Origin of the sequence: Amycolatopsis sp. NPDC051758, from assembly GCF_044453095.1 — a bacterium.
GTDB lineage: Bacteria > Actinomycetota > Actinomycetes > Mycobacteriales > Pseudonocardiaceae > Amycolatopsis.
In genome coordinates, this window is record NZ_JBITCJ010000002.1 from 71,287 (window position 1) to 84,647 (window position 13,361).

At 72.9% G+C, this 13,361-nt stretch carries 7 protein-coding genes and 1 pseudogene; 5 read left to right on the forward strand and 3 right to left on the reverse strand.

The features are described 5' to 3' along the window. Positions 1-31: 31 nt before the first annotated feature. Positions 32-925, forward strand: a complete 894-nt coding sequence (locus ACIA5G_RS09680) for a cobalamin-binding protein (protein ID WP_395922085.1) — start codon at positions 32-34, stop codon at positions 923-925. On the opposite strand, the gene ACIA5G_RS09685 is transcribed toward ACIA5G_RS09680, so the two are convergent. Both ACIA5G_RS09685 and ACIA5G_RS09690 read right to left on the reverse strand, forming a co-directional pair. Next, positions 909-3,281 carry a SpoIIE family protein phosphatase gene (locus tag ACIA5G_RS09685; protein WP_395922086.1) on the reverse strand — a complete coding sequence of 791 codons (2,373 nt, stop codon included), beginning with the start codon at positions 3,279-3,281 and terminating at the stop codon, positions 909-911. The two genes, ACIA5G_RS09680 and ACIA5G_RS09685, sit on opposite strands and share 17 nt — an antisense overlap. Next, positions 3,278-7,822, reverse strand: coding sequence for a HAMP domain-containing protein (locus tag ACIA5G_RS09690; RefSeq protein WP_395923494.1), 4,545 nt, complete (start codon positions 7,820-7,822; stop codon positions 3,278-3,280). Before ACIA5G_RS09690 ends, ACIA5G_RS09685 begins: the two co-directional genes overlap by 4 nt. Before the next feature lie 333 nt (positions 7,823-8,155). On the opposite strand from ACIA5G_RS09690, the gene ACIA5G_RS09695 reads away from it, so the two are divergent. Then, on the forward strand, positions 8,156-9,310 hold the full coding sequence (locus tag ACIA5G_RS09695; protein ID WP_395922087.1) for an NAD(P)/FAD-dependent oxidoreductase: 1,155 nt from the start codon (positions 8,156-8,158) through the stop codon (positions 9,308-9,310). A gap of 21 nt (positions 9,311-9,331) precedes the next feature. Here the strand turns inward: ACIA5G_RS09695 and ACIA5G_RS09700 are convergent. Next, a pseudogene (locus ACIA5G_RS09700) lies at positions 9,332-10,302 on the reverse strand (magnesium transporter CorA family protein). Positions 10,303-10,377: 75 nt separating this feature from the next. On the opposite strand from ACIA5G_RS09700, the gene ACIA5G_RS09705 reads away from it, so the two are divergent. From ACIA5G_RS09705 to ACIA5G_RS09715, 3 genes are read left to right on the forward strand one after another with little or no spacing between them, the layout of a single operon-like run. After that, a complete protein-coding gene (locus ACIA5G_RS09705; protein ID WP_395922088.1) occupies positions 10,378-11,328 on the forward strand; it encodes an acyl-CoA dehydrogenase family protein in 951 nt (316 codons plus the stop codon). After that, positions 11,325-12,608, forward strand: a complete 1,284-nt coding sequence (locus ACIA5G_RS09710) for a bifunctional PIG-L family deacetylase/class I SAM-dependent methyltransferase (RefSeq protein WP_395922089.1) — start codon at positions 11,325-11,327, stop codon at positions 12,606-12,608. The genes ACIA5G_RS09705 and ACIA5G_RS09710 overlap by 4 nt, the downstream gene beginning before the upstream one ends. Continuing rightward, positions 12,605-13,327: a glycosyltransferase gene (locus tag ACIA5G_RS09715; protein ID WP_395922091.1), complete on the forward strand. Its 723-nt coding sequence runs from the start codon at positions 12,605-12,607 to the stop codon at positions 13,325-13,327. The genes ACIA5G_RS09710 and ACIA5G_RS09715 overlap by 4 nt, the downstream gene beginning before the upstream one ends. Positions 13,328-13,361: the final 34 nt, after the last annotated feature.

The following is a 13,361-nucleotide window of genomic DNA, read 5'->3' on the forward strand; positions in this document are numbered from 1 at the left end:
GTCGACACGGCGGGCCGGTTACGGTGAAGCGATGCGGATCGTGTCCCTGCTGCCCGCCGCGACGGACATCGTCGCGGTGCTCGGAAAGCTGCCCGACCTGGTCGGCCGGACCCACGAATGCGACTGGCCGCCCGGGGAAATCGAGCACGTGCCGGTGGTGACGCGGGCCGAGTTCGACCCCGATGCCTTGTCCAGCCGCGAAATCTCCGAAGCCGTCGGCGGCGCGGCGCACGGCGGGTCCTCGCTGTACGCCCTCGACAGCGACCGGCTCGCCGAACTCGCGCCCGACGTCGTCCTCACCCAGGATCTGTGCGACGTCTGCGCGGTCTCCTACCGCCGGGTCTCCGAAGCCGTCCGGACCCTCGACGGCGGCCCGCTGGTCGTCAGCCTCGAACCCGCGACGCTCGACGGTGTGCTCGACTGCCTCCGCCAGGTCGGCGACGTGCTCGGGGTCCCGGACCGGGCCGACGCCGAGATCGCCGCGCTCCGAAAACGCCTGAACGCCGTCCGCCCGCAAACCACCAAACCGCGGGTCGTCGCGCTGGAGTGGCTCGACCCCGTCTGGCCCGCCGGCCACTGGGTACCGGAGCAGATCACCCTCGCCGGCGGTGAACCGCTGCTCGCCGAACCCGGCGAACACACCCGGCCGGTCGAGTGGGACGCCGTTGTCGAAGCCCGGCCCGACGTGCTGCTCCTGCTCCCCTGCGGCTTCCCGCCCGAGCGCACCCTCGCCGAAGCAGCGGCACTCGAAACCCGGCCGGGCTGGGCGGACCTGCCCGCGGTGCGCGCCGGGCGGGTGTGGGTGCTCGACGGCCCGGCGTACTTCAACCGGCCCGGCCCGCGCGTGGTCCGGGGTGCGGAGATCCTCGCGGCGGTCTTCCACGGCGACGGGGCCGGCGCCCGCCGCCTCACTTCGCCGAAGTGACCTCGATGCCGACGACGCAGGTGTCGTCGTCCGTGTCGGCCGTGCTGTAGGTCAACAGCGTGTCGAGCTGGTGCTCGAGCCCGCCGCCGTGGCCCTGCACCAGCGTCACCAGCCGGGCCACCGACTCCTGCACCGGCCGGTCGCGGCGCTCGATCAGGCCGTCGGTGTAGATCAGCAGGATGTCGCCTTCGTCGAGCTGGACCTCTTCCTCGTGGTAGGCGACGTCACGGACCGCGCCGAGCAGGGAGCCGCGGATCAGCGGCAACGTCGTCGCGTCGCCGCCGGTGTGGCGCACGATCGGCGGCAGGTGCCCGGCCCGCGCCCAGCGCAGCTTCCGGGTCGCCGGGTCGTAGACGGCGGCGACCGCGGTCGCCGTGACGTGGTCGGTGAGGTGGTAGGCCACCAGGTTGAGCCAGGTGAGCAGCTGGGCGGGCCCGGCGCCGGTCGCCGCGAGGCCGCGCAGCGCGTTGCGCAGGCTCACCATCCCGGTCGCCGCGTCGATGCCGTGCCCGGCGACGTCCCCGACGCACAGCAGCACCTCACCGGTCGGCAGCGCGACCGCGTCGTACCAGTCGCCGCCCACCAGGTGTTCCTTCTCCGCGGGCCGGTAGCGGACGGCGGCGCGCAGGCCCGGCATGTCGATCGGGCCCTTGGCCGGCGGCATGATCGCGTGCTGCAGCTGCAGCGCGAGCCGGTTGCGCTCGATCGACTGCTGCTCGGTCTCGGCCAGCCTGTCCCGCGTCGCGGCCAGCGCGACCTCGGTCCAGTGCTGCGACGAGACGTCCTGGTAGGCGCCGCGGACCGCGACCAGCTCCCCGCGGCCGTCGACGACCGGCTCCGCGACGACGCGGATGTGCCGCGCGACGCCGTCCGAGCGCTGCAGCCGGAACGCCGTCGACGACGGGCGCCGGTGGTGCAGCACCGCGCGCAGGAACCGGCCGATCGACTGCGCGTCGTCGGAGTGCGCGTGCCCGGCCAGTTCGTGCAGTGAAAGCGGCGCCGCGTTCGGCGGCAGGCCGTAGAGCGCGAACAGCTCGGTGTTCCAGGTGATCGCCCCGGTGACGACGTTCTCCTCGAACCCGCCGATCCGGCCGAGCCGCTGCGCGTGCTGCAGCAGCACGGCGAGCTTCGCCGCGTCGTCCTGGATGCGCAGGATCAGCAGCACGTTGCCGGCGAAGCGGGTGACGCTGATGTCGGTGAGCACGGTCAGCGGCACCTGGTCGACCAGGGTGGTGATCGCCATGCTGTCGGCGCGGAACGGCTCACCGGTGGCGTAGACCCGCCGGACCTTGTCGAGCAGGCCGCTCTCCTCGGCCGCGAGCGGATAGGTCTCCAGCAGCCGGGTGCCGACGATCCGGCTGCGGGGCCGCCCACCGGGGTCGGCGAACCGGACGTTGGCGTGGTGGATGCGGAAGTCGCTCAGCCGGCCGCCGTCGAGGCACGGCGACAGCAGCACGGCCGGGTCGTGCAGGCCGTCGACGAAGTCCACCAGCTCGCCGAGGAAGTCACCCGAGCCGTCGGCGGCGACCGGCGCGATCACGCCGTCCCAGGTGTCGAGCGTGTGCGCGCACAGCTCCGCCAGCGCGTCCAGCTGCCGGTGCTGCCGCCCGGGTTCGGCGGGCAGCGGGTCCGGCCAGCACATCTCGACCACGCCGATGATCCGCCCGCCGGTGCCGGTGGGCACCGCGACGCGCCCGCCGCCGGACAGCGTGTGCTGCCCGATCGAGGGCAGCTCGCCGGCCGCGAGTGTCGGGTACCAGACGGTGTCACGCTCGATCAGCGCGCTGCGGGCGGGCGTCGCCACGCCAGGCGGGACATAACGCCAGCGTGCCGCTTCTTCGGCGGAGAACCCGGCCGACCCGGCCAGGGTCAGCGACCCGTCCGGCCCGGCGAGCCACACCGCGACCGCGGTGGCGCCGAGCGGCCGCAGCGCGTGCTCCAGGATCGACTCCGCGACGCGCTGGGTGTCGCCCGCCGCGAGCACGCCGCTCTCCGCGGTGCGCAGCCGCACCGCGACCGACTCTTCGCCGTCCGCGCGGGCCAGGAACTCCTGGGTGACCTCGGTGATGCGGTCCTCGGCGGCCTCGCCGACCACGTCCGCGGCGATCTCCAGCGGTGTCATCCCGGCCTGCTCGGCCAGGGTTTCCAGCTGCCGCGCGGCATCGGCCGGCGTGCAGTGGAGGCGTTCCATCAGCACACCCTTGGCGAGCTCGATCAGCGCGCGGCCGTCGGCGACGGCGTGCGCGTGGTCGACCTCGCCGCGCAGGCGCGCGACGGTGTCGGCGAGCCGGGCGAGGTTGGCCGACACCTCCGCGGGTGGCGCCAGCACCGGGAGGGTCTCCTCTTCGGCGGTCACGCCGTCACGTGCCGCTTGATGCGGGCGATCAGGTCGTCCGCGTCGACCGGCTTGGTCACGTAGTCGGTGGCGCCCGACGCGAGGCTCTTCTCCCGGTCGCCCGGCATCGCCTTCGCCGTCACCGCGACGATCGGGATCGCCGCGTGCTCGGGCATCGCGCGGATCTTCGCGGTCGCGGTGTACCCGTCCATCTCCGGCATCATCACGTCCATCAGGATCAGGTCGATGCCCGGGTGCGCCGCGACCGTCTCGACACCCTTGCGGCCGTCCTCGGCGTGCAGCACCTGCATCCCGTGCAGCTCCAGGATCCCGGTGAGCGCGTAGACGTTGCGCGGGTCGTCGTCGACGATCAGCACGGTGCGCCCGGACAGCGTCGTGTCGACGTCGGCCGCCCGCACCGGTGCGGGCGGCTCGTCCGGGCGGACCAGCGGCAGCACCGCGCCGGGCTCCTCGGCCGAGAGGTGCAGCGCGATCCGCTCGCGCAGCTCGTCCAGCCCGGACAGCACCTCGAGCGACTGGACGTCCGCCCGCGACTGCACCAGCTGCTCCAGCTCGCCGTCGAGGCGGCGGCTGTTGTGCGCGAGCACCGGCACGAGCCGCAGCGCGGCGTCACCCTGCATCGCGTCGAGGAAGCCGAACGCGGCCCGCTCCGGCAGGTCCAGGTCCAGCACCACGCAGTGGTAGGCGTCGGTCGCGAGCGCGGCCGCGGCCTCCTGCGTGCCGACCGCGGTGACGACCTGGACCTCGGCCGGTGAGATGCCGATGTCCCGGCTGTCGGCCAGGTCCGCGGCGGCGCTCTCGGCGACGAGCGTCAGCAGCCCGTGCGGGCGCTCCTCCACGACCAGCAGCCGCCGGTGGGCGCGCGGGACGGACGTCGCGAGCCCGGTGCCCGGGTCACCGATCGAAACGGCCGTGCCGGGGCGCTCGCCCGCCGGCAGCGGGGCGAAGTCCGGCCGCGCGACCGGCAGCGAGAAGGTGAACGTGCTGCCCTCGCCCGGGGTGCTTTCGGCGGTGATGAACCCGCCGAGCAGCTGGGCGATCTCGCGGCTGATCGACAGGCCGAGCCCGGTGCCGCCGTACTTGCGGCTGGTGGTGCCGTCGGCCTGCTGGAACGCGCCGAAGATCGACTCCAGCTGGTGCTCGGCGATGCCGATGCCGGTGTCGGTGACCCGGAACGCGACGGCGGGCCCGTGCGCGCGCAGCGGGCGGGGCAGCCGGTCCGGGTCCACCGGCTCGATGTGCAGCTCGATCCCGCCGACCTCGGTGAACTTGACCGCGTTGGACAGCAGGTTGCGCAGCACCTGCCGCAGCCGGGAATCGTCGGTCAGCAGCTCGACCGGCGAGCCGGGCGCCACGGTGATCCGGAAGTCGAGGTTGCGCTGGGAGGTCATCGGCCGGAACGTCGCCTCGACGTAGTCCAGCAGGCCGCGCAGGGACACCTGCTCGGGAGTGACGTCCATCTTCCCGGCCTCGACCTTCGACAGGTCGAGGATGTCGTTGATCAGCTGCAGCAGGTCCGACCCGGCGGAGTGGATGATGCCCGCGTACTCGACCTGCTTCGCGCTGAGGTTGCGGGTCGGGTTCTGCGCGAGCAGCTGGGCGAGGATCAGCAGGCTGTTGAGCGGGGTGCGCAGCTCGTGGCTCATGTTGGCCAGGAACTCCGACTTGTACTTCGACGCCAGCGTCAGCTGCTGGGCGCGTGCCTCCAGCTCCTGGCGCGCCTGCTCGATCTCGAGGTTCTTCGTCTCGATGTCGCGGTTCTGCGTGACGAGCAGCGCCGCCTTCTCCTCCAGCTCGGCGTTGGACGACTGGAGCTCCTCCTGGCGCGCCTGCAGCTCCTCCGACCGGGCCTGCAGCTCCGCGGTCAGCCGCTGCGACTCGCCGAGCAGCTCGTCGGTGCGCGCGTTGGCGACGATGCTGTTGACGTTGACGCCGATCTGCTCCATCAGCAGTTCGAGGAACGCCCGGTGCACCGCGGTGAAGCCGTGCACCGACGCCAGTTCGAGCACGCCGAGCACCTGGTCCTCGACCACGATCGGCAGCACGATCAGGCTGGCCGGCACGGTGCTCCCGAGTGCGGAGGAGATCGTGGCGTAGCCGGGCGGGACGTCGTCGACCACGATCGGGCGGCGGCTGCGCGCGGCCTGCCCGACCAGCGACTGGCCGATCCGGAACCGGACGGCCGGGCCGTCACCGTCGTCCGGGTGGCCGTACGCGCCGACGAGCCGCAGCTCCGGCACCTCGGCGGTGTCGTCGGCCAGGTAGAACGCGCCGAACTGGGCGTTGACCAGCGGGACGAGCTCGTCCATCACCGCGGCCGCGACGACGGCGAGGTCGCGGCGGCCCTGCATCAGCCCGGTGATGGTGGCCAGGTTCGACTTGAGCCAGTCCTGCTCCTGGTTCGCCCGCGTCGTCTCGCGCAGCGACTCGACCATCGAGTTGATGTTGTCCTTGAGCTCGGCGACCTCACCGGAGGCGTCGACGGTGATCGAGCGCGTCAGGTCGCCTTCGGCGACGGCGCTGGTCACCTCGGCGATCGCCCGGACCTGCCGGGTGAGGTTCCCGGCCAGCTCGTTGACGTTCTCGGTGAGCCGCTTCCAGGTGCCGGACACGCCTTCGACCTCGGCCTGGCCGCCGAGGCGGCCTTCGCTGCCGACTTCGCGCGCGACGCGCGTGACCTCCGCGGCGAACGCCGAGAGCTGGTCGACCATCGTGTTGATCGTCGTCTTGAGCTCGAGGATCTCGCCCCGGGCGTCGACGTCGATCTTGCGGGTCAGGTCGCCTTGGGCGACGGCGGTGGTCACCTGGGCGATGTTGCGGACCTGCCCGGTGAGGTTGTTCGCCATCGAGTTGACGTTGTCGGTGAGGTCCTTCCAGGTGCCCGCGACGTTCGGGACGCGCGCTTGGCCGCCGAGCATGCCTTCGGTGCCCACTTCGCGCGCCACGCGGGTGACCTCGTCCGCGAACGCCGACAGCGTGTCGACCATCGTGTTGATCACGTCGGCCAGCGCCGCGACCTCACCCTTGGCCTCGACGGTGATCTTGCCCGACAGGTCACCGCGCGCGACGGCCGTGGCGACCTGCGCGATCGAGCGGACCTGGCCGGTCAGGTTGGACGCCATCACGTTGACGTTGTCGGTGAGGTTCTTCCAGGTCCCGGACACGCCGCGGACGGTCGCCTGGCCGCCCAGGTTGCCCTCGGTGCCCACTTCGCGCGCCACCCGGGTGACCTCGTCCGCGAACGCGGACAGCTGGTCCACCATCGTGTTGATGGTGTCCTTCAGCTCGAGGATCTCACCGCGGGCGTCGACCCGGATCTTCTGCGAGAGGTCACCGCGCGCGACGGCGGTGGTGACCTGGGCGATCGACCGGACCTGCGCGGTGAGGTTGTCGGCCATGACGTTGACCGACTCGGTGAGGTCCTTCCAGGTGCCGGAGACACCCTTGACGTCGGCCTGACCGCCCAGCCGTCCTTCGGTGCCCACCTCGCGGGCCACTCTCGTGACCTCGTCCGCGAACGCGGACAGCTGATCCACCATCGTGTTCAGCGTGTCCTTGAGCTCCAGGACTTCGCCGCGCGCGGTCACGTTGATCTTCTGCGACAGGTCACCCTTCGCCACCGCGGTGGCGACCTGGGCGATGTTGCGGACCTGGTCGGTCAGGTTGCCGGCCATGAAGTTCACCGAGTCGGTGAGGTCGCGCCAGGTGCCGGAGACACCCTTGACGTCGGCTTGGCCACCCAGCCGGCCCTCGGTGCCCACCTCGCGCGCCACTCTCGTGACTTCGTCGGCGAAGGAGGACAGCTGGTCGACCATCGTGTTGATCGTGCTCTTGAGCTCGAGGATCTCACCGCGGGCGTCAACGGTGATCTTCTGCGACAGGTCACCCTTCGCGACCGCCGTCGTCACCTGGGCGACGTTGCGGACCTGGTCGGTCAGGTTCCCGGCCATGAAGTTCACCGAGTCGGTGAGGTCGCGCCAGACGCCGCCGACGCCGGGCACCTGCGCCTGGCCGCCGAGGCGGCCTTCGCTGCCCACCTCGCGGGCCACGCGGGTGACCTCGTCGGCGAACGACGACAGCTGGTCCACCATCGTGTTGACGGTGTCCTTCAGCTCCAGGATCTCGCCGCGGGCGTCGACGTCGATCTTCTGCGACAGGTCACCCTTCGCGACCGCCGTCGCCACCTGCGCGATGTCGCGGACCTGGGTGGTGAGGTTGCCGGCCATGGCGTTGACCGAGTCGGTGAGGTCCTTCCAGGTGCCGGACACGCCGGGGACCTTCGCCTGACCGCCGAGCTGGCCCTCGCTGCCGACCTCGCGCGCGACGCGGGTGACCTCGGAGGTGAACAGCGACAGCTGGTCGGCCATGCCGTTGAACACGGTGGCGATCTCGCCGAGCAGGCCGTCGGCCCCGCCCGGCAGCCGGATGCCGAAGTCGCCGTCGCGCACCGCGGTCAGGCCGGCCAGCAACCGGCGCAGCTCCTGCTCCCCCGCCTCGCCGACGCCCGAAGCGTCCGCCCCCGGGCGCACGCCGTCGACCATTGCCCCACCCATCCGCCACCTGTCTCTTCGGTTGTCGGCGCCCCGCGCGCCATCCCGGTGTGCACACCGGATGATTCAGCATAGTGCAGCTGCACTATGCTGAGCGGCAACGGTTGAGCAACCAGCCGCGCCCGTGTCGACGTGCGTTCCTCCAGGCGGTGCTCGCAAGCCTTTCCTTCCCTCCCAGGCCATCCGGCCGCATTGACCCGTTCGGCTGAACGGCGGTACGACACCCGTCCCGCCGCCCTTCGTGCTACGTCCACAATGGACACTCCATTGTGGAAAACGAGGGGCCGAGGTGTGCGGAGCGCGCCGAGCGGGTACGCCCTCGGCATGGATGCCGAGAACCTGGTCGTCGTCGGCAGCGGGCCGGCCGGCGTGGCCGCCGCCCGCGCCTACCGGGAAGCGGGTGGCACGGGCCCGGTCCGCCTGCTCACCGCGGACGCCGACCCGCCTTACGAACGCCCACCGCTGTCGAAGGAGTTCCTGCGCGGCGAAGCCGGACTTTCGCTGCTGGACGAGGATTTCCTCAAGGAGCACGACGTCACCGTCACCCTCGGCGACCCGGTGGTGGAGCTGGGCGCCGACCGGGTCCGCACGGCGGCGGGGGCTGAGCACCGGTTCACCAAGTGTGTGCTCGCCACCGGCGCCGAACCGGTCCGGCCCGGCATCCCGGGCGCCGATCACCCGGACGTGCGCGTCCTGCGGTCGGCCGCCGACGCCCGTGAACTGCGCGAGACCGCGTCAGGGGTGCGGAGCGCGATCATCGTGGGCGCGGGGTTCATCGGCTGCGAGGCCGCGGTCTCGCTGTCCCGCCTCGGGGTGCAGGTGACGATCGTGTGCCCGGAAGACGTCCCGCAGGAAAAGCGCCTCGGCCCCGAAGCGGGGGAATTCCTCTTGCGCTGGCTCAAGTCCGAGGGTGTGAGCGTGCTGCGCAGCACGAAGCTGGCATCGATCGAGAACGGCTACCGGATCCGGACCGACCTCGTGCCGATCCTCGACGCGGGGCTGGTCGTGCTGGCCACCGGTGTCCGGCCGCGGATCGACCTCGCCGAAGCCGCCGGCCTCACGATCGAACAGGGCCGCATCCGGGTCGACGAGCACCTGCGCACGAGCGCGCCGAACGTGCTGGCGGCCGGCGACGTCGCCTTCGCCCACAACCCGGCGGCGGGCCGCGCGCTGGCGGTCGAGCACTGGGGCGAGGGGCTCGCGATGGGCGAGGTGGCGGGCCGGACGGCGGCGGGTGAGGACGCGTCGTGGGACGCGGTGCCCGGCTTCTGGTCGGTGATCGGCGACCGCGTCCTCAAGTACGCGGCCTGGGGTGACGGTTTTGACCACGCCCGCCCCCGGCCGCGCGGCGACGGCGGCTTCACGATCTGGTACGAACGCGACGGCAAGACGGTCGGCGTCCTCACCCACGAAGCCGACGAAGACTACGAGCGGGGCCAGGACCTCATCCGGCGGGGCGAGCCGGTGCCCGGGGACTGAGCCCGGTTCGCCGAGACCGGCTCACAGCCAGTCCTTCTTCTTGAACAGCGCGTACAGGCCCACCGAAAGCACCAGCACCGCGATCGTCGACGCCCAGAACCCGCTCTCCGCGCCATTACCCGGGTACGGCACGTTCTGGCCGTAGAACCGGTCACCGCGGTGGGCACCGCGATCACCGCGGCCCACCCGGTGACCTTCTTCATGACCAGGTTCAGCCGGTTGCTCTGCAGGTTCAGCTGCGTCTCCCGGACCGTCGCGATCAGCTCGCGCAGCGCCTCGGTCTGCTCCGCGGCCTGCCGGGCGTGGTCGTGGACGTCCTCGAAGTACGGGCGGGTCAGCTCGTCGGCCAGCCGGAGGTCCGGCCGCATCAGCGAACTGACCACCTCGCGCATCGGCAGCACCACCCGGCGCAGCGCGGTCAGGCTCTTGCGCAGCCGGAACGAGCGGCGCTGCAGCTCGGACTGGTCCGGGCGGTCGTCGAACACGAGGTCCTCCAGGCCCTCGACCTCCTCGTCGAGCTGCTGCACGGCCTCGAAGTGCCCGTCGACGACGAAGTCGAGCAGGCCGTGCACCAGGAAGGGCACCCCCGCTTTCGCCAGGTCGGGCGCCTGGTCCCACCGGTTCACGACCGCTTCGATGTCGAAGCCGTCGTCCTTGCGCACCGTCACCAGCGCCGCCGGCGTGACGAACGCGGCCAGCTCGTAGGTCGTGGTTCGCCCGCTGCCGGCCTCGAAGCGGACGGCGTAGGCGGTCAGGAACGCGTGCCCGTCGTACCGGTCGAGCTTGGGCCGCTGGTGTTCCTGGACGGCGTCCTCGACGGCGAGCCGGTGCAGGCCGAGTTCACCGGCGAGCTCGGCCAGGTCCGCTTCGGACGGTGCACAGAGGTCCACCCACACCGCGGTGTCCGGTTCGGCCAGGAAGTCGGAAACCTCCTCGACCGGGAAGTCTTCCTTCTGCAGCACACCGTCGCGGTAGGCGCGGGTTCGTGTCATGTCCCGAGGATGCCCGGCCGGGAAAGCGTTCACACGCCCGCGTAACCCGCGGCAAACCGGGTAACCGTCGATCTTGTGAACGCACTGCTGGCGGAAACCCCGCCGAAGCCCCTGCCCTCGCCCCGGACCGCCGCGACGGTCGGCGCGGAACTGCGCTCGCTCCACGCCGCGGGCGAGCTCGACCTGCCCCGGCCCGGCGAGGGGCGGACGGCGGCCCGCTGGGCGGCGCTGGCCGCGTTCGGCCGGCGCGACCTGACGCTGGCCCGGCTCGCCGAGGGACACACCGACGCCGTCGCGATCCTCGCCGAAGCGGGCCGCTCCCCCGTCCCGGGTGCGCTGTACGGCGTCTGGGCGGCGAAGTCCGGCGGCACCGGCGCGGCCCTGGACGACGGCACGCTGACCGGCACCGTCCGGTTCTGCTCGGGGCTGTCCCTGCTCGAACGCGCCCTGGTCGCCGCGGGCGACCGGCTGGTCGAGGTCGACCTGGCCGATCCCCGTGTCGGCCGCCACCCGGACGCGTGGCAGGCCGTCGGGATGGACGCCTCCGACAGCGGTGACGTCGTGTTCGACCGCGTGCCGGTGGACACGCTCGTCGGGCCGCCCGGCTGGTACGTGGCGCGGCCGGGGTTCGCCCTCGGCGGCGCCGGTGTCGCGGCCGTCTGGCTCGGCGGCGCCGCGGGTGTCTTCGACGGCGTCCTCGCGTACCTGCGTGATCGCGGCGCAGCGGACGAGCATCAGCTGGCCCACGTCGGCGCCATGCATACGGCGCTCAGCACCGCCGAAGCCGTGCTGGCGCAGGCCGCCGAAAGCGAGGTGGACGCGCTGCTCGCGGGGACCTGCCGGGCCGCGGCGGAACGCACCGCCGTCGAGGTGCTGGAACGGGCGCTGAAGGTGACCGGGCCGACCCCGGCGTGCCGCGACCGGCGCTTCGCCCAGCGGATCGCCGACCTGCCGGTGTACGTGCGGCAACACCACGCCGAACGTGACCTCGCCGCCCTCGGCCGCACCGTCCTGGGCCCGGCATGACCGCGTTCGTCCCCGAAGCCGACTGGACGGCGCGGCCCACCTTGGCAGGCTGGCCGGAGGAGCCGTTCGAGAACGCGCTCGTCGTCGCCGCGCACCCGGACGACGAGACGCTCGGCGCGAGCGGGCTCCTGCAGCACCTGCACACCGCCGGCACCGCGGTGACGCTCGTGGTGGCGACCGACGGCGAAGCGGCGTTCCCGGCCGCCGATGCCGCGGAACGGCAGGCGCTGGCCAAGACGCGCCGCCGTGAACTGCGGGATTCCCTGCGGGCCCAAGGACTTTCCGACGTCGAGCCGGTGTGGCTCGGGCTGCCGGACTCGGGGCTCACCTCGCACGTCGGCGACCTCACCGAAGCCTTGCGCGAGCGCGCCGCCGGGCACGACCTGTGTCTCATGCCGTGGCCGGACGACCCGCACCCCGACCACCAGGCCGCCGCCCGGGCCGCCCTGGCCGCGGCGCCGGTGCCGGCCCAGTGCTGGTCGTACCCGATCTGGCTCTGGCACTGGCTGCGTCCCGACGATCCGGCGATCCCGTGGGCCCGGGCGCGGTCCCTGCAGCTCACGACGGCAGAGCGCGCCGCCAAAGCCGCCGCGATCGCGACCTTCACCTCACAGCTCAAGCCCGGCCCCCGCGGCGAGGCGCCGATCCTGCCGGACGAAGTCCTGGCCCACTTCTCCCGCGACACCGAGGTGTTCTTCCGCGAGCCGCCGCGCACGTCGGCGCCGGTGAGCCGGTTCGCCGAGCTGTACGCCGGCGCCGAAGACCCGTGGTCGGTGGGCACGAAGTGGTACGAGCGGCGCAAGCGCGCGATGGTGCTGGCCTGCCTGCCCGACGAGCACTACGCCGAGGTCGTCGAGCCGGGCTGTGGCGTCGGCGCGCTCACCCGCGACCTCGCCGCCCGGGCCGGGCACCTGGTCGCCTTCGACCCGGTGCCCGCGGCAGCCGAACGCACCCGCGCCGCCGTCGCCGGTCTGTCCCATGTGGACGTCCACAGCGGAGCGGTGCCCGGTGGGCTGCCGGCCGGGCCGGTCGATCTGCTGGTGTACGGCGAACTGCTGTACTACCTGGACGACCGCGCCCTCGAGGAGACGATCGAGGCGTCGGTGGCGGCCTTGCGCCCGGGCGGGCACCTGCTCGCCGTGCACTGGCTGCCGTGGGCGCCGGAAGCGCCGCGTGACGGCCGGGACGCCCATGCCCGGCTGCTCGCCCACCCGGCGCTCGAGCCGCTGGTCGAGCACACCGACGAGCAGTTCCTGCTGCACGTGCTGAGGCGCCGGTGATCACGGCGGTCGGGGTGGTCGTCCCCGCGCGGGACGAAGCGGAGCTCGTCGGCGCGTGCCTGCGGGCGATCGGCGAGGCGCTGCGGCGATTGCCGGGCGGGATCACGCACGCGGTCTGCGTGGTCGCCGACCGCTGCGGTGACCCGACGGCGGCCGTGGCCCGCGCGGCGTTCGGCCCCCTCCGCGGGATGGTGGCCGTGAACGAGTCGGCGCGGACCATCGGCGAGGTCCGCGACCTCGGGGTCGCGCGGGTGCGGTCGTCGCTCGGCACGCCGGCCGCGCGGACGCTGCTGCTGAGCACGGACGCCGACACCCGCGTCACGCCGGGCTGGGCGCGGGCGCACCTGGCCCGGGCGCGGCAGGGTTACCACGCGATCGCGGGGACGGCCGAGCTGTCGGCGCCGTTCAGCGCGTCGGCCCCGACGCTTTTGCGGTACGAGCACGTGCTCGACCGCGCGCGGACGTCGGAAGGCCACGGCTCGGTGTACGGCGCGAACCTGGGGGTGCGCGCGGACGCGTTCGACGTGGTCGGCGGGTTCGGCCCGCGGGCGACCGGCGAGGACCACGACCTGTGGCGCCGGCTCGGGCAGGCCGGGTTCCACCGCTGTTACGAGTCGGGCGCGCCGGTGGTCACCAGCGCCCGCCTGCACGGCCGCGCCCCGGACGGCCTCGCGGCCCTGCTGCGGGGCCTAGCCGAAGACGCCGGCTCGGTCGCGTGAAACCGGAGTTGTAGAGGTCGTTCGTAGAGGTTGT